The 17,345-nt window shown below is 51.1% G+C and carries 16 protein-coding genes and 1 tRNA gene; 10 read left to right on the plus strand and 7 right to left on the minus strand.

Annotation, left to right across the window (positions count from 1 at the left end):
* The first annotated feature begins 224 nt into the window (after positions 1-224).
* The 5 genes from EPA93_RS22250 to EPA93_RS22270 all read left to right on the plus strand — a co-directional run bounded on the left by EPA93_RS22250 (position 225) and on the right by EPA93_RS22270 (position 6,726).
* Positions 225-959 (plus strand): HAD family hydrolase, encoded by a 735-nt coding sequence (locus EPA93_RS22250; RefSeq protein ID WP_129889621.1) that lies wholly within the window; start codon positions 225-227, stop codon positions 957-959.
* A gap of 334 nt (positions 960-1,293) precedes the next feature.
* Positions 1,294-1,668 (plus strand): ferredoxin, encoded by a 375-nt coding sequence (locus EPA93_RS22255; protein ID WP_242527471.1) that lies wholly within the window; start codon positions 1,294-1,296, stop codon positions 1,666-1,668.
* A complete protein-coding gene (locus EPA93_RS22260) occupies positions 1,662-3,098 on the plus strand; it encodes an NAD(P)/FAD-dependent oxidoreductase (protein ID WP_129889622.1) in 1,437 nt (478 codons plus the stop codon). Before EPA93_RS22255 ends, EPA93_RS22260 begins: the two co-directional genes overlap by 7 nt.
* A gap of 55 nt (positions 3,099-3,153) precedes the next feature.
* Entirely contained in the window at positions 3,154-4,395 is a 1,242-nt protein-coding gene (locus EPA93_RS22265; RefSeq protein WP_129889623.1) for a cytochrome P450, read from the plus strand.
* Between the two features lie 930 nt (positions 4,396-5,325).
* Positions 5,326-6,726: an APC family permease gene (locus tag EPA93_RS22270; RefSeq protein ID WP_129889624.1), complete on the plus strand. Its 1,401-nt coding sequence runs from the start codon at positions 5,326-5,328 to the stop codon at positions 6,724-6,726.
* 316 nt (positions 6,727-7,042) lie between these two features.
* Here the strand turns inward: EPA93_RS22270 and EPA93_RS22275 are convergent.
* The 3 genes from EPA93_RS22275 to EPA93_RS22285 form a co-directional block, all read right to left on the minus strand.
* Positions 7,043-7,115 (minus strand) — tRNA-Arg (locus EPA93_RS22275).
* 304 nt (positions 7,116-7,419) lie between these two features.
* Complete coding sequence (locus EPA93_RS22280; RefSeq protein WP_129889625.1) at positions 7,420-8,601, minus strand: sensor histidine kinase; 1,182 nt, start codon at positions 8,599-8,601, stop codon at positions 7,420-7,422.
* Positions 8,602-8,979: 378 nt separating this feature from the next.
* On the minus strand, positions 8,980-9,972 hold the full coding sequence (locus EPA93_RS22285) for a DUF1848 domain-containing protein (protein ID WP_129889626.1): 993 nt from the start codon (positions 9,970-9,972) through the stop codon (positions 8,980-8,982).
* 239 nt (positions 9,973-10,211) lie between these two features.
* Between EPA93_RS22285 and EPA93_RS22290 the strand changes: the two genes are divergently transcribed.
* Positions 10,212-10,790: a nucleotidyltransferase family protein gene (locus EPA93_RS22290; protein ID WP_207229623.1), complete on the plus strand. Its 579-nt coding sequence runs from the start codon at positions 10,212-10,214 to the stop codon at positions 10,788-10,790.
* Between the two features lie 31 nt (positions 10,791-10,821).
* Here EPA93_RS22290 and EPA93_RS22295 read toward each other — a convergent pair whose 3' ends face one another.
* Entirely contained in the window at positions 10,822-11,520 is a 699-nt protein-coding gene (locus tag EPA93_RS22295; protein WP_129889627.1) for an HAD family hydrolase, read from the minus strand.
* A 512-nt stretch (positions 11,521-12,032) separates the two neighbouring features.
* Between EPA93_RS22295 and EPA93_RS22300 the strand changes: the two genes are divergently transcribed.
* The 4 genes from EPA93_RS22300 (at position 12,033) to ftsZ (ending at position 15,325) form a co-directional block, all read left to right on the plus strand.
* Positions 12,033-12,617 carry an LOG family protein gene (locus EPA93_RS22300; RefSeq protein ID WP_129889628.1) on the plus strand — a complete coding sequence of 195 codons (585 nt, stop codon included), beginning with the start codon at positions 12,033-12,035 and terminating at the stop codon, positions 12,615-12,617.
* 151 nt (positions 12,618-12,768) lie between these two features.
* Positions 12,769-13,206, plus strand: coding sequence for a response regulator (locus tag EPA93_RS22305; protein WP_129889629.1), 438 nt, complete (start codon positions 12,769-12,771; stop codon positions 13,204-13,206).
* 104 nt (positions 13,207-13,310) lie between these two features.
* Complete coding sequence (locus EPA93_RS50455) at positions 13,311-13,436, plus strand: hypothetical protein (protein WP_277988928.1); 126 nt, start codon at positions 13,311-13,313, stop codon at positions 13,434-13,436.
* A 392-nt stretch (positions 13,437-13,828) separates the two neighbouring features.
* A complete protein-coding gene (gene ftsZ, locus EPA93_RS22310; protein WP_165423326.1) occupies positions 13,829-15,325 on the plus strand; it encodes a cell division protein FtsZ in 1,497 nt (498 codons plus the stop codon).
* Positions 15,326-15,471: 146 nt separating this feature from the next.
* Here the strand turns inward: ftsZ and EPA93_RS22315 are convergent, their stop codons facing one another.
* The 3 genes from EPA93_RS22315 to EPA93_RS22325 form a co-directional block, all read right to left on the minus strand.
* Positions 15,472-15,744: a KGG domain-containing protein gene (locus tag EPA93_RS22315; RefSeq protein WP_165423327.1), complete on the minus strand. Its 273-nt coding sequence runs from the start codon at positions 15,742-15,744 to the stop codon at positions 15,472-15,474.
* 91 nt (positions 15,745-15,835) lie between these two features.
* On the minus strand, positions 15,836-16,669 hold the full coding sequence (larB, locus tag EPA93_RS22320) for a nickel pincer cofactor biosynthesis protein LarB (protein WP_242527473.1): 834 nt from the start codon (positions 16,667-16,669) through the stop codon (positions 15,836-15,838).
* Positions 16,670-16,732: 63 nt separating this feature from the next.
* Complete coding sequence (locus tag EPA93_RS22325) at positions 16,733-16,912, minus strand: hypothetical protein (RefSeq protein ID WP_129889633.1); 180 nt, start codon at positions 16,910-16,912, stop codon at positions 16,733-16,735.
* Positions 16,913-17,345: the final 433 nt, after the last annotated feature.

Genomic DNA, 17,345 nt, shown 5'->3' on the forward strand with positions numbered 1-17,345 from the left:
AAGATAATTGCGCATTGAGTGGAGATTACAGACACATAGTACTTGCACTAGTATAGTGTAAATAAAGGCTGGTGGGAAGTATTTCAGTTCTCGGCTATGTACATAACACAGGCTACGGCTCGTTTTTCTGCAGCCGGAAAGCTCTTTTATGCCGAGAGCCTTCGCATCAGTCAGGTGCTACGAACGATCGGCCTCAATCGCTGTTGAAGAATAAGGAGGATGAAGTGTTGTTTGCGATTGATATAGATGGAACAATAGCCCGAGGGAATAGACAACAGCTCAAGCGCATCTGCAATGAGAGATTCCAGCTCGGTATCGACCTGGCCCTCCTGGACCAGATGAGCTATCGCGAGTTCTTTCACTCACCACAGATGCAAGACTATAAGAAAATTGTAGGTAAGGAATATTTGCGCTTAAGCGTGGCCTGGCTGATGTTTGAGCCGGAGATGCTGCTTGCCGCACGCCCTTTTCCTGGCGCAGTAGAAGGGATCAAACGCCTGGCCGAACTTGGCGAGGTAACTTATTATACCGCCCGGTATAGCTTAAGCGCACCAGAAAAAAACGCAGGCATGAGGGAATCAACCTTGCAGTGGCTACACGAGCAGAACTTTCCCCAGGCTGAACGCGCCGTCTTTTGCGATGGAGTCGCGGATAAAGCTGAGCAGATGTATAAGCTCAGCGAGAAACAAGCTGAGCCGATCTTCTTGATCGATGATCTCTATGAACAGTTACTCTCTGCCCTTGAAGGCTATGGCGATACCTTCAAGGCTCGCTTTACTCTTGTCGCATTTCGAGCACACACGGCTCCCGAGCAATGCCTGGGCATCCAGGTCATACCCTTACCCTCCTGGGAACAAATCGACGAGCTAGTTGCACTCATTACGCCCCCTGACAATTCCGTCAGTTCAATAGCTGACCTGGCTAACCAGCATTCACCAGACCAATTATCATTTACATAGCTTCTTTTCGAGCAACAATCTCAAGGCCAGGTTGTAGGAGATGGACAAAAGATAGAAACTAGCCGATGGATGATAGATAATCCATCGGGCTCTTTCGCCTATCAGCTCTTCTAAAAAGCTTGTTCAGCAAGCAAGCCAGCTTGTAGCTTAGAGCGGCCTGTAGAGCTTGCTAAAGTCGGCATCGACGCTCTATACTCTAAACCGAGACACGCCTACTTGAGAGAGTAGATTTCCTATCCATCTCAACAACTGGGTTATTGAGATAATTGAACACCCTGAACTTGTGGCAGCCAGAAGCTGCAGGAAGGAGAGAGGCTGACAAGCTGATGACCTTATGACTTTACGAGAAATCGAAAGTTCTTCTATGGTAGTCAGGTGGATTAGCAACATCGATCTTCTGGCTTCAGTCCTGCTCATTCACCTTGTAGACATTTTCAAACAGGGAGAAGAAGGGAGCACACGTATGAAAATTGTTGTTGACTTGAATCGCTGTCAGAGCTATGGCCAGTGTGTTTTTGCAGCCCCAAATGTTTTCAGATTCCATGGGGAGGAATCGCTTGAATTTGACTATGCTCCAGACGATCAGCAACGTATACAGGTTGAAAGGGCGGCGGCCGCCTGCCCGGTGCAGGCTATCAGCATAGGCCGTACACCTGAAGCGAAAGAGCCGACAGATCATTCAGCAGCGTCGGGAGGTGGAGCATGCTAAGGGGACATGAGGCGCCAGCGAGTTTGTCAGCTGATAGCCGCGTAGTCATTGTTGGTGCATCTCTTACCGGTTTGCGCGCCGCTGAGACGCTACGCGAAGAGGGCTTTAACGGTCATCTGACCCTGATTGGAGACGAGCCATACGCGCCATATGATCGTCCACCGCTCTCCAAGACCGCGCTATCAGGCTGGCTGCCAATAGAAAATACAACTCTTCCCCAGCTTCATGATATCAATGCACAATGGCTGCTTGGAGTGCCTGCCAGCAAGCTAGACATCCCAAATCGCCAGGTGTATCTTGCCGATGGGCGCAAGGTTGAGTTTGACCGCCTGCTCATTGCCACAGGTACACGTGCGCGCCCCTGGCCTGATCCACAAGAGGCAGCTCTTGACGGGGTATTTACCATACGAACGCGCGATGACACAGCCAATCTGCGCAAGCGCCTGCAGGCCGGACCAAAGCGCGTACTGATCATTGGCGCTGGCTTTATCGGTTCCGAAGTTGCCTCCGTTTGTCGCGATCTTGGCCTGGCTGTGACAGTTGTTGAACGCGGCCCCACGCCACTTTCCGGCGCGCTGGGTCAGGCGGCCGGCTCAGTTGCAGCTCGCTTGCAGCGCCATTATGGCGTTGATCTGCGCTGTAATGTTACAGCCATGACCCTGGAAGGAGATGACAATGGCCGCTTGCGCCGCGTCCAACTCTCAGATGGCGACATACTCGACATCGATATAGCCGTAGTTGCGCTGGGATCGATTCGTAATACCGAGTGGCTTGAAGGTGCGGGATTAGCCGCAGACAGGCGCGGTGTCGTCTGCGATGCTGCTTGCCGCGCTTTTACTGCAGATGGCATGGTTACCGATGATATATTTGTAGCGGGAGATGTAGCGCGCTGGCCGCATCCCCTTTATGATGGCGACCTTATCGCCGTTGAGCACTGGGGCAACGCGGTTGACCAGGCTCGTGCGGCAGCGCATAATATGGTCTGTGCCCCATCCGCGCGCCGCGCCCACAATCATCTGCCTTCGTTCTGGTCCAATCAGTTTGGCGTCAACATCAAGCTCATTGGCCTGCCCACTATCGCCGATGAAATTGCGGTAACCCAGGGTCTCGTCCCAGAGCTCCATTTTGTGGCCGTCTATGGTCGAAAAGGGCGAATAGTTGCCGCCATCGCCGTAAACTCTCCGCGCTGGCTTCCTGCCTACCAGCGTATGATAGAGGCGAGGGCTGATTTCCCACCAAAGCTCCACGCCTCAGATGGGCCCGTTGAGATTCGCCCGGTCCCGGCCGGGGTCCCGCTAGAGAACCTGCCTACGCATAGCCCCGAAGCTGCCGTAACAGGCTCCTGGCTGGGTAAAATAGGGGCTGGTGCTAATGGTAAAGTGACTAGCTTGATGGACCCTCGCGTTCCTCCCGGAACACCTCTGCTATAGAGAGATCCGCCCACGTATAGCAGAGATGAGCGCTGAAAGTGAAAGGAGAACCAGAATGACCCAGACAGCTACCGAGCAGGGCAAGGTTTTTGCGCGCATCCTTGATCCAGCCAGCCGCGCAAATCCCTATCCACTCTATGCACGGCTGCGCGAGACGCCAATCTCGCGTCAGGATGATGGCACCTATGTGGTCAGCACCTATCAGGAGATTGCTGCCTTGCTACACGATCCGCGTATCAGTTCGGACGAGCGTAAGAGCAGCAAGGAAGCTGGCGCGCTGGCAGCTTCGGGCAAGCTCACCCCAGCGGGACAACCAAGCAATCCCCCCTTCATTTTCCTTGACCCTCCTGAGCATGATCGTTTACGCCGTCTGGTAATCCAACAATTTACGCCAGAACGGGTTGAGGGCATGCGCGAACATGTTGTCGAACTAGTGAATCACCTGCTTGATGCTAAAAAGAATAGCCAGCAGATCGATATTGTGGATGACCTGGCTTATCCACTCCCTGTAACTGTAATCTGTGATATGCTCGGCGTGCCGCGCGAGGACGAGCCTCGTTTCCATAAATGGGCCACGTTACTTGCTCGCAGTCTCGATCCCGCCCAGGGCATAAGCGAGGCAGAGCTAAAGCAGACCATACAAGCGGCCACAGAGATTGGCGAGTATATGAATGGCCTGATTGAAGCGCGACAGAAAGAGCCACGCGACGATATGTTATCAGGCCTATTGGCAAGCTATCGCCAGGCGGGACGGGGAGAGCGGGACCTGCTCGTCACGATGACACTCTTGCTGGTCGCCGGCCACGAGACAACTGTAAACCTGATTACAAATGGCACACTTACGCTCCTACGCCATCCCGAGGTGCTTGAGCAGTTGCGCCGGGAGCCGGATCTTGTCATTCGGGTAGTTGAAGAATTGTTACGCTTCGATCCGCCGGTACAGTTTCGCACCCGGACGACGCTTACCGATATACCTATCGCCGGAGTAACGATTCCAAAGGGAGCTGCGGTTGCCCTTCTCCTTGCCTCGGGGAGCCGCGATCCCCGGCGTTTTACTGATCCTGAGCGCTTCGACCCCAGACGCAGCGATAACGAGCATCTCGGCTTCGGCGGGGCCATCCATTACTGTGTTGGTGCGCCTCTGGCCCGGGTTGAGACCCAAGTTGCCTTGAGCATACTAGCGCAACGGCTGCTCAATCCGCGCATGGAAGTTGATCCGCCACCGTATCGCGAGAACGCTTCTCTACGCGGTCCAGAGCATCTTCTCATCAGGATTGATGGCATACGCGACATCTAAAATGATGGGCAATTACGCCATCTGTAACTTTAAAGCTAGTGACTGATAGGCGGCCAGAACCGTTTTAAACTGGCAGAAAAGCCTCCAAATGAAGTGGAGGCTTTTCCTGGGCGTGCTACCTCTGTTTAACGCACTACAGGGTAGCTACTTCCAATCAAAGGTCAACTGTTTGCACTCAGTTGACGATGGTTTCCTACACTCCGAACGTTTCCCTGAAGAGGGTGTGTGCGGGACTTTAGCCACGTCCCACAGCCATTTGCGGAAGCGCTGAGGGCTGATACACACCTTATCAGGGATACAGTAAGAACTTCCTCCAATAAACGCATGTGGAACAGGTCTACTCCCTGCACATTCATGACCACTTTCAGGGAAAATTCGAATCTCCCCGCCCAGCTTCTTTAGCTCTTCCTCGGCCACATTAAACAATTGATCTTCTAAAGACATCCGACTTACGTGCACCTCTTTACCAAAAACGCTATACAGAACAGAGGTAGCACTATCTAAGTCATACCATAACTTTTCGTAATGCACAAGATGGTAAAAGTGTTCTACAAATAATTAGCACATAAAAGTAAATATCTTGCGCCTTAATTTCGCTGGACATTTAAAACAACTTTCTTCAAGAAGGCTGCCATAGATGATTACTTCTAATTAATGACGATTACTATCTGATTCGGCTAATGTATTAAAATTTTTGCATAAACTGATTAATATCAGTAAAAATGGGAGGCATGTATTGACACGCTTCTCCAATATACATATATTTAGGTGCATAACAAATTTATTGAATGCGAAAGGCGCTAATTATTCACCACGCAAATTATTGCTGATTATGTGCGAAGAATAAAAAGAATGAGTAACCGACAGATGGTTCTGGGCTCATATTCACGACAGAGCTAGAGATAAAAGAGTGCCGCAAGGAGAGAACACATGATTCGCCACGAACAAAAAAGCAAGCTGGTAGCAAAAGATCGGCCTCTACCTTCAGAAGCATATAGCGCGAAAGCGCTACCTCATGTGCTGGGAACATTTGATATGACAGCCATGTATCTGGCGGTTATTTTTTTTATCGGCAATACACCTTCAATTGCAAGTGGAGGAGTGGTTGCCCTCACCTATCTCCTGCTTGGTGGACTTACATTCTTCTTACCTTGTGTGGTTGCCACCGCCCAGCTAGGGGTGCTCTTTCCTCATGACGGATCGCTCTATAATTGGACGCACAAAGCGCTGGGTCCCTATTGGGGATTTTTCGCCGGGGTAGGCTTCTGGCTTCCCAATGTGCTCGCTATGGTGGGCGCCGCTGATGGTTTCGTAACCTTCCTGCAAGGTGTAAATAATTCCTGGCTAACTGAGCCCTGGCAGCAAGGTGCGGTAATCCTCGCTGTCATTGCTTTCACTGTACTATTAAGTATCCAGCGCCTGCGCACGGCACAAAATGTCGTCAACGTTATTATTGTTTTGACCCTTGGCGTTGTCGCACTCGTCGCGCTGGCTGGCCTATTTTCGCTGCTTCACAATGGCTCAAGGACTCCTCTGGATCATCTTAGCGCCTGGCAAATCAACCCACAGAATTTTTCTCTGTTCGGCTTGATTGCTTTTCTCTATCTGGGAACTGCAGTGCCCATGAATATGGCAGGAGAACTAAGAAAGCGCTCCTCTATTACCCGGCATCTCCTTTGGGGCAGTATCCTGATTCTTCTCAGCTATTTTATCTCTACCTTTGCACTCCTCATCACCCGTGGATCAGACCTGACAAGAGCAACAGTGCTACCTTATGAAGTAGCAACACTGATTACCTCGGTATTTGGAAAAGTCATAGGCAATATCTCAGCAGTCTGCATACTCAGCTTTTATCTCACCGCAGCTCTTGTCTTTAATTATGCAACGGCGCGCCTACTCTTCACGGCGAGCATCGATCAACGTCTCCCGCTCTTTTTAGGACGTTTGAATAAGCATCGTGCGCCCCAACATGCAATCATCTTCCAATCTCTGATTGCCTGCATCCTGGTCATTATCATCTTTTTTGTAGCGCCCTACATCTCATTACTTGATAAATCACCGAACCTAGCGATTGAAGCATATAATGCATTACTTGCGGCTATGACTGTAATATGGGGGCTCGCCAATTTGTTCTTTTTTCTTGACCTCCTTGCCATTTATCTACATAATAGGCAGCGCTTCCATGAGAAGCGCATCTTCCCCATGTGGATTTTATGGATATGTATCCTTATTGGGCCCGCAACCTGCCTTGTCGTCGCAGTCGATACCCTCTTGAATTCATGGACGCCTTTGATCCCCACCACCTCCTGGTGGTATATCGTTGGGGCATGAGCATTGTCTCTATTATTTTAGCCACTATCGGAAGCATGCTTGCGACTTCGCAAGCTGCCTGGGAAAACTTTGAGCAACCTCCTGAATGAACGCTATATCCATTGGGGGAGAGAACGGAGGCAGCAAGAAGATCAATCTAGCGGAAATTGTAAGAGCAGCTTATAAATCTTTCACGCCAGTAGCGGAGAGAGCATAGGTTTTTGGGAAGACAGACATTCGGTTTTTAGGGACAGACCATCTGTCATTCATAAAAAAGGAGAAATTTGAAATGAAGTCAATCGCCCGAGATGGCTTGAGAAGCCAAAAAGAAAAAAGGCGCGCCCGGAGGGATTCGAACCCCCGACACTCGATTCCGAAGACCGATGCTCTATCCACTGAGCTACGGGCGCCTATGACTGAACTTTTGACAGAGCTAGTATACCTAAATTCGGAATAAATTGCAATAAGCTACAATATTTCTCAGGGCTTTTGCCTTGCCGTGTCTGACAAGGCTCGACGCTACCCAGCACGCCTTCAGTCCTAACCAACTTCCTGATAGCTCGCCTGAAGGATGGTAGACATTATATATACCCATCATTTCCTTGGCTATCAGCGCAGTAAAAGCGCTGAGAAGCAGCCTTTTCCTTATACCACGAGCCAGAACCATATCCGTACCAGCAATCCTCCCTGTAAGCTTCTCAGCGCCCCCAATCCTTATGGCAGCAAAGGTAAGGTAAACCAGAACGTAGAGCCCTGGCCAAGAACGCTCTCGACCCCAAAGCCGCCGTGATGTTCCTCAATGATCGTCTTGCAGATATATAAGCCCAATCCCAGACCACTATCTGTTCCGTATTGGCCTGCCATTTCCCCTAACCGATGAAAGCGCTCCCAGATGCACTCACGCTGCTCATCCGCAAGGCCCGGCCCTTGATCGTACACAGCCACATAGGCATTCAAGCCCTCAGCTCTCACACATACCTCTACCAGCTTTCTGCCGCCAGAGTACTTAATTGCATTGCACACATAATTCGTCACAACCTGCCCAATACGGTCAGCATCGGCCAGAACCATCATGGGGCCATCAACCATGATACGCAAGATGAGTAAGTGGGCCGGAACCGTAATGCGCTGATCCTCTATCGCCTCGCTCACCACAGAGACAAGATCACATGGCTGCAAATTCATCGCCATTTTGCCCATTCGAATACGCGAAACATCAAGCAAGCCCGAGACCAGACGGCTGAGACGATTTATCTGTCTATCGGCCAGTTGTAATACCTCAAGCTCTTTGCTAGACGAGGCCCCCCGCAAACGGCGCATGGCTAATTGCACATTTCCCTTTATCGCAGATAGCGGACTTTTTAACTCGTGGCAAGCCAATGCCAGAAACTCATCTATTCTTCGCCGAGCCTCTCGCTCACCAACTAAAAATCGAGCCTGCTCCTCTTCCGTCCGCTTATATTCGCTGATATCCTCGAAATAGATCACAAAACACTTGACCATACCTACTGGCTCAGAAATCAGCGAGGCCATCAGACGCAACCAGGTAAGAGAACCATCTTTCCGCATATAACGCAGCTCGGTGACCCCCGACTGCAACTCAGCACAAAGCAGATCGCGAAAAAACCTTTGAGCATCAGCATAATCTTCACAGCAAGTAATAGAGAGTATTGCGCTGCCTAAGAGCTCCTCTTTTGTGTAGCCTACCATCTCGCAAAGACGCTTGTTCACATAGACTAACTGTCCATCCAGCGTCACTCGCGCCAACCCCAACACCGAATGTTCTCTAGTAGCCATAAGCAGCCAGCGCCACTCCAGCCCATCATCGGTAGCCTCTACAGTATTTATATGCTCAGAAGTTATACCAGCTGCATTTTCACTCCCATTATCCGGCATAGTACACTCATAACTTTCTTTGTAAGGGCCAGTCCAGGAGAGATCCCTTTCACCATATAAACCTTCTCTGCCTCAAGCAGTTTTTCTCCTTCGGTTCTCGCAGCAGATCTTATTAGACGGTCAGCCCTGCAACCTACTATTTTTCCCCAGTTCTCGTAACAAACCATTTGAGGATCGCGGAGGAAATAGATACACAATTGCAAGCATCAATATGCAAGAATATTAGTGCTTGCTTGCATTTTTGGATACAACAGTTAACAGCACTGCATATATCCTGTATAGTCTATTGTATATAACTGTAGAGGTTCACGTCAAGTCAGGCAAAGATAACACCAATGTTACAGATCTACCGAACCCGTATTTAGCACAATTCGCTTATTACGGGATATGGGGTTTTCTAGCTCTACCGTCGCTAGTAAGCAACGGGAGCGCCGATACACGCTGGCTTTCAGCCGCTTGAGGGCTAGCGGGAGGGAACAAGAACTCGCCCTGCGGATCGTGGGCTGCGTAACGTTGTAAAGCCACTTCTCGCTTCTGTACGGCATAGCAATACACGCAGCCATGCGGGCAGGTATCGTATGCTCCGATATCTTTAGAAGCGAAACAGCCACATTCTTTACGCCCACCTTTTTGGCGCAGCTTCTCAGCCAGTGGCTTGCCGGCTATGCGCTCCAAACGTTCAGCATCGATACAACGCGCCTCTGCGCTCACGCCAGGCAGCACAAAGGTAGGCTGCGCGCAAACCATGAGGCTCATGCCATGCCCTGCCGCAATCTGAGACAATTCGGCCACAAGTTCCCTTCCCTGCTGAAGAAAGAGCTCATCATTTGGTCTATGCTCATCCCAGTTAAACCCGGCTTCCTGCGCAGCAAGATCCATATTGCGCCTTGTCTTGCGATATATCTGCGCAAAAGAGATTACCACCTCATCGGTTGTTCCCTCTAAGGCGGCGGCAAGATAGGCAAAATTTTCTCTATGCCACGCTAAAGGGGTAAGCGAGGTGATGATGATTGGATCATAGCGCCAGACCAGGCGTTCCGGACCGTACTCAGCCGCCAGGCGTTTCATATGTTCCACGGTAGAGCTTGCTCTGATAACCCGCGACTCCAGCTCAACTGGATAACCATTAATTGTATGCTGCACCATAAAGGGATAGCGCCGTCTCTCCACTTCGGGCAAATATTTGAGAAAGGGTCCGATATTCTTTGTCCAGAAGACAAAGCCTTCAACCTGCTCAGGCGTAAGATCAATTGTATAGACCTGCCCTCCGTAGGGATTTACCATCTTACAAAAGCCAGCGCGCAGACGATTCATAAACCATTTTCCATAGAAGGCTGGTATATCAGTTTTATAACTGGCAGAAATTAGCATATAGTGCCTTTCAGCTTGTTCTATCCTTTATCCTGATCTCGAAATTTTGTTCACATTCCTACCAGAACATGATACACTATAGCCGTTTCTTACACCAGCCTGCATAAGGCGGAAGCGGGCCAGAAACACTTCAGAAGCCACAGATACATTGAATTCTTTGAACCTGAAGCAGAAAGTTAGCTGGGAAACGGCCAGGGCCGCAACTCATCGCTATCGCCATTTTGAGGAAAGAAAACAGTATGGATAGTACATCTTATGAACAGGACTTGAAGCTGATTATTTACGCTAATAGCTGGTTTATGCAGATCTTAGAAGCTGCTCGCGACTGCAACCCGCCGGGCTGGCTGGTTGGCGCCGGCGTCATTCGCAATATTGTCTGGGACCATCTGCACAACTATCAGAAACCAACCCCGCTAAGCGATGTAGACCTTATCTTCTTTGATCCACATGACCTTACACCTGAGCGTGACCAGGCAGTACAAAACCAGCTCCTAAGACGCCTGCCCGCCATCAAGTGGGAAGCCACCAATCAGGCTGCCGTCCATCTCTGGTACAAAGAGAGCTTTGGCCTCGCCGTGCCCCCACTTTCATCAAGCGAAGAAGCGGTAGCGACATGGCCGGAAACGGCCACCTGTATTGCCTTGCGCCTTCTCAGCAACAACGAACTGCAGCTGGTGGCTCCGTGCGGCCTGGCAGATCTATTTGAAATGGTCTTGCGGCGCAATTCGCGCCGCGTGAGCAAAGAGATCTTCCAGCGGCGACTACGGGAAAAGCGCATCAGCAGCAAATGGCCGCGCGTAAAGATTATCGACGACTGAACTGGCACTCTGAGCTTCCCGCCTGAGCAGCTTATCCTTCGCGCGTGAGCAACTCAGGCGTATTAGCCTGCCTGTCTTCAACCAGCTTGATCAGCTCTGCGAGGGGCTTATCGACCAACGAAACCAGGCGCAGATTAGCATGCTCAAGAGGCAACTGGCCAGTTACAGCATTGGGCACCACAACGCAGAAGATGCCAGCACGCTGAGCCGCCAGAACTCCGTTAGGTGAATCTTCCAGGGCAATGGCTTCCCTGGCCTCCACACCCAGGCCATTAAGGGCCGCAAGATACAGCTCAGGGTCGGGTTTCTTATTCTTCACTTCATCGCCACATATAATATATTCAAAGTAAGAAAGCAGCCCCAGCCGGCTCAGGTGGCCCGTGACCCACTGGCGCGACGAGCTAGAGGCCACAGCGGTTCTTAAGCCGAGACGGCGCGCCTCACTGAGATACGCCTCGATACCGGGTAAGACAGTCCTCACTGCCAAAAGCTCGGCACAACGTTTTCGCCGCCTGAGGCTAAGCTCCTCGCGTTGCAGCGTCAGCCCTGCCTGCTCCTCCAGATAGCTATGCACATCAAAAGCATGCGAGCCGCTACCTACACACAGAGCCCATTTCTCCAGCGGCAATTCGAGATTATATTCAGCAAATACCTCCTGCCAGGCCAGTAGCTCTGGCAATTCCGTATCCAAGATGAGACCATCAAAATCAAAGACAAGAGCCCGGATCATCCATACAACCTTTCAAAATGCATACAGATCGATATATAGCGCCTGGCAGAGGATGCCTGAAGTATTGCAGCAAGCCCGCAAAAAGCGCATTGTTTACCTGCTCGACAAAGCACAGGTAACATATGGGAATATAACAACCCCGGAGCCCCGACCGTACATTTCGCTACCCCTTGTCTCATTGTATCACCTGAGATGAGAATAGCAGGCCCAAAAAGACTATCTTTTAGCGCAATCTCGCCCTATCCATAGAGCGTGAAGCCGCCAACGAGCACGTACTACAGAGCGTAAACCTTCCAGATAGCCAAAAAGGCCCCCGATTAGCCCCTTTTCCCCACTTTCCACAGCCGAAAATCTGAAGTACAATAAGTTTATTATCTCTTCGACTGGAGCACACTATTCTCTATAAGAGTCGAGAGATATATGTATTTTTAGCTTATTATTACTTCATATTGTATAGAGCGTTATTTTTATACAATAGAAAAGTAGCCAAGCAAAGGGGGGAGGAAAGTTATATGAAGCATATTTGTGTTTTCTCAGGATCAAATCCCGGTCTGCGCCAGGAATATCAGCTGGCGGCTCAGGCCCTGGGTCAGGAACTGGTGGCCCGAGACCTTGGGTTGATTTATGGGGGAGCAAGCGTTGGTTTGATGGGTATCATAGCCGATACAGTGCTTGCGGCTGGCGGAGAAGTGATCGGGGTACTTCCCCGTGGCCTGTTCAAGCGAGAGATAGGGCACAGTCACTTGACGGAACTGTACCAGGTCGAGAGCATGCACGAAAGGAAGGCCAAGATGGCGGATCTGGCCAACGGCTTTATCGCCCTACCGGGGGGCTTTGGCACCTTCGACGAGCTCTTTGAGATTACCACCTGGGCGCAGATCGGCCTCCACAGCAAACCCATTGGACTCTTGAACATAGCGGGCTACTTTGACCCGCTGCTAGCCCTGGTAGATCATGCCGTCGCAGAAGGCTTTATTCCGGAGGGGCATAAAGAGCTCTTACTCTGTAAAGACACCTCTGGGGAATTGCTAGAGGCCTTCGCAACATTCAAACCGACCGTAGAGGCCAAGTGGATGGATACGCCACCTGCCAGATAAGTAGCTGTATTCAGCCCAACGGAAAGGATACAGGCACTTATAAGCAAATTTCAAGCTTTCTGACGTCACCAACCCTCTCTGCAAACCGTTACATTAACGTATATAGCACTACTTGCATTTCTCATTTATTGCATGGGATAAGGAGTTTACAATGCCAGGGGAGGTTATTCCACCGGCGGCACAAAGCCCACGGAACACAACTATCTTAATAGTCGAAGACGATGCGGGTATCGGCCAGTTCTTGCAACAACTCATTGAAGAGGAAACCCCATATCACACCAGGGTCATAGACAATGGCCTGACAGCGCTGGACCAGGCTCCTGGTGTCCAACCATGCCTCCTACTCCTTGATTATCGCTTGCCAGGAATCAACGGCTTAGAACTTTATGATCGTCTTCAGGAAAGAGAGGAAACACGTGGTGTGCCCGCCATTATGATGAGCGCGACACTACCCATTGAAGAGCTCAACAAACGCGGTATCTACCCGTTACGCAAACCTATGGATATAGGGAATGTAATTCGCATGATTACACACGCCCTGGCCAGTTTCGAAGAACAACGATTGCATGAACAGTACAATCGAACATGAAACAAGGCAATCCTGGTGCTTATCTATGAAATTCTGATACAATAGAAAAAGATACTCACGTGGCGCTGGCAGAGGCCTACGAACGAGATCAGGAGGTATACGTCATGGCCAATAAAGAGCAACGGAAGACGCAAAAAGCGGCTCCAAAATCTAATAAGCAGAAAAAAGAAGCCCAAAAAGAGAAGAAGGCAGCTAAGACAGCTTCCGGCCTCTCTCTCAAAAAAGAGTAGATTCTACTATAGGGCTCTGGTGGAGCAGGCTCACCCGGTTTCTAGCCTGATGTTCCACCGGAGCCATTTATGTATTGAATCCTCACAATCCTCCTGAGAACGAGAGCACTTCTTTCCACTTATACGTTATTGTAATTAGAGGCGGGTAGTCCAAAATGGTACGGGATCACACACTAAAGTACGCACTTGACACTCTTGTTACAATGCGAATGGAATGCTTTTATAACGTCAGGTACCCCGACACCAGAGGGCACGGGCTTTATAGAAGAATGGGCAGGAACCTGACCAGCCTCGTAGTACAGAACACGCAAGAAGACTCGGTACGCGTTCACTAAGCCTCTTGGCAAAGGCCGCCGTGCCGTATGTTCCGATGAGAGGAAATGGGGGTGTGCATGCAGCCAATGTCCCACGACGCATACAAACGCGACCTCTTCCCAGAAGAATGGGCAGAGCAGGTAAGGGTCAGGCCAAACGTGTACGAAGAACAAGCAGATCAGTGGGCCGTACTCCGCCATGAGGTAGAGGGAGAGCATCAGCAGTGGCAGGAAGAGGGGTTCCGGCCGGACTGGGAGCAACGAGATACTGATGTAGATACGGTTTCTTCCTACTCATCTGCTGATGCGCTAGCGCAAGCACAACATCATGTTGATATCGTGGTTGTTGGCGTTGGTGGTGGCGGCATGAATGCGGTCAATCGCATGATTCATACTGGTGTGCGCGGGGTGCGCTACATCGCCATGAACACTGATGCCCAGGTGCTTGCACTTTCACAGGCCAGGGACCGTATTTGCCTTGGGCAACATCATACAAAAGGTCTGGGAGCCGGCGGGAATGCGGCAGTCGGCACCCGTGCGGCGACTGAGAGCGCGGCTGAGATCCGGGCCGCCCTCGGCGATGCTGACATGGTATTTATTGCCGCTGGCATGGGTGGTGGCACAGGTACAGGGGCTGCGCCTGTGGTGGCCTCGATCGCCAAAAAGCTGGGGGCGCTCACTATTGGGATCGTAACGCTTCCCTTTATGTTCGAAGGCACGCGTCGCCGCCGCGTGGCAGATCAAGGCCTGCACGAACTAAAGGAGGAGATAGATGCCCTGATTACAGTGCCCAATGACCGCCTGTTAACAACGGTTGCCCGCGATCAGAGCCTATCCGATGCTTTTAAGGTTGCCGACGATGTGTTACGCCAGGGCGTGCAAGGCATTGCAGAAGTTATCAATGTGCCAGGCATGATTAATGTCGATTTTGCCGATGTGCGTAGCGTCCTACGCGAGGCCGGAACGGCTTTGATGAGCCTGGGACTGGGCCAGGGACGTAACAGGGCCCAGCGCGCGGCCGAAGAGGCTATTGCCGGCGGCTTCCTCAATGTGACGATCCGCGGAGCCAAGCGCGTGCTTTTCAACATCAGTGGCGGTGAGGATATGACGCTTTTTGAGGTAAATGATGTGGCCGAGCGCATTGGAGCCGCCATTGATAGCGCAGCCGATATCACCTTTGGCGCCGTCATCGATCCTTCGCTACACGATACGATCCATGTAACCTTGATTGCCGCTGGTATGGAAGAGGCCCTGACAACGCGTCTGCCGGCTGTTCGGCCAGAACAGTTCCCGCAGCCTCGGCTTACATCTCCCCGCAGCGTCCCCACGCCTGCGGCACCGATGACGCCGCTGACGCCACCTATCAGGCCAATCAGCCAGACCAGAGTGCCCCCATCTACCCAGATGCCGCCAGCTACCCGACTACCAAGCACACCGGGACGCCAGCAGCGCAGCTTGAACGATCTGCGCGGCATTCGCAGCATGGGCAGGCGCCAGGAAAGGCTAAACAAATATCCAGGCGATCACGATGATGAAGGCATTGACATTCCGCCCTTCTTGAAGCGCTATGAGTAACATTTCTCTGGCCGAGGGCAGGAAAAACGGGTGCAACCCATTCAACAAATGGATCAAGTAACATGCGTTCCTTCCAATCAGCATAAGGAACGCATGTTATTATGCACCCGAACTATTTGCGTCCCGCATCAGGACTTCAAGTAGAGCTATTCTTTGTTCTGAGGAACCACCCTTCCACGCTCCCCACCCTTTTTCCCGATCTTCGAATAAAACTCTGAACCTTGTTGACGTTTGGTGGACTCGCCACCTTTTTTACCGATTTCAGCGTAGAATTGCGGTCCCCGTTTCTCCCTCACGGTTTCGCCACCCTTTTTCCCGATCTTCGAATAAAACTCAGGGCCGTACTTCTCACGTACTGCTTGCCCTCCATGTTTTGCCTTCTGCGATCCTGGTTCAGGTCCACGCTTGTTATTTGCCATAGAAAGTCCCGCCTCTCTTAAACTTCGTACCCACATTTGCCCAACATACAATGCGGTGAGACATTCTAATCCAGAACATCTCGCTGCTTCCCTACTGCGACTGATGCTCTCGCGCCTGCGCCACACGGTTAGCAATCAATGCTGCTGTAATACCAGCACCGACTCCGTTATCAATATTGACCACAGAGAGACCTGGCGCACACGTTTGCAACATCGAAAGCAATGCGGCAACCCCTTTGCCGCCCATTCCATAACCTACTGACGTCGGTAAGCCAATAACAGGGACAGGGGCCAGTCCCGCCACTACCGATGGCAAAGCTCCATCCATACCAGCGGCGACAATTATCGCGTCTACATCGTCGGAGATAAGGTCGTGTAACGGCCTCATCAGACGGTGCAAACCCGCAACCCCAACATCATAGATGCAAGTGACCCGGCATCCCATTTCTTCGGCAATGATTGCCGCTTCTTCCGCCACTGGAATATCGGATGTGCCTGCACTGATGACACCTATGTGCCCTCCCGTGCTCTTTCGTACGTAGTCAGGGCTATAGATGACCATTGAACGAGACGGCTCGCGTATACTAACAGCGTATGCACGAAATGCCTCTTGAAGAGGGACGAGCGACTGCGGAGGCAGCCGGCTAATGATCGCACGCCCCGTACTGGCCAGTAAGCTCTGCGCCATCTCGATGATCTGCGCAGTCTCTTTCGTTTCCCCAAAGATGATCTCCGGGGCCCCCTTGCGCCTCTCTCGGCCAGGATCGGGACGGGTCTCAACTACAGGTGAAGTACCAGGATGTGCAGAGCCCTGTGACGTTTGCCATCCCTCATTGGAAAGCATTGACTCACCCTTTTGCTTAGTAACTTTTTCCACTTGCGAGTTGCTCGGCCCAAACTTTTCGCTACTAAGCAACTGGCTCATGAGTTCGAATTGCTCATCAATTTCACGATTCACAAAATCACAGAATGCGCGGCACACAAGCTCTCATATGCGCCCAGAGCGTATCTGCCGCTTCTCCTTTCGTCTCGCTTCCCCATAGGGGGAACGCTTTTCATGGGAGCGCTCAAAACCCATACCGTTTGCGTGGGCGCGCCGCAATTTAGCGGATACTACTAGCTCAATAAGGTTATCAGGCGCTGTTTCCCCAACCTCCTTCTGAGCCATTGGCGGCCGCTCCATTCCTACATTTACCTCAGCAGTTCTAGAGCAGCTGGCTGGCCGCCTTATTCGCTAGGTCGCGACGTGTTCGCTAGATCGCGATGTGCCTCGCAGGATAGGGTACCTGGAACATGAACGCTCTCTGATAACGTGGCCCGCACACTTCATGAAAAGTGCCGGCCGTATTCGGTCAAATCCAGGATTTGCGTTAGACAAGCGACTGCCAGACTATACGCAAGCCTGTGGCAAAAGCCGGGAGTACTTGACCTCAAATAGATCATTTCACAAACATTACTCACCCGGTAGTCTTCTAACCAGTCATAGTGTAACACAGTCCAACACAATCAGCAAGCCAACAGTAGTAAATCTTACACAAAAATGACTAAATCAGGTAATTATCGCTAATAGAAGTAGTTCCTTAAACAAATATTTATATATT

The sequence above is a fragment of the Ktedonosporobacter rubrisoli genome (genome assembly GCF_004208415.1).
Taxonomy (GTDB): domain Bacteria; phylum Chloroflexota; class Ktedonobacteria; order Ktedonobacterales; family Ktedonobacteraceae; genus Ktedonosporobacter; species Ktedonosporobacter rubrisoli.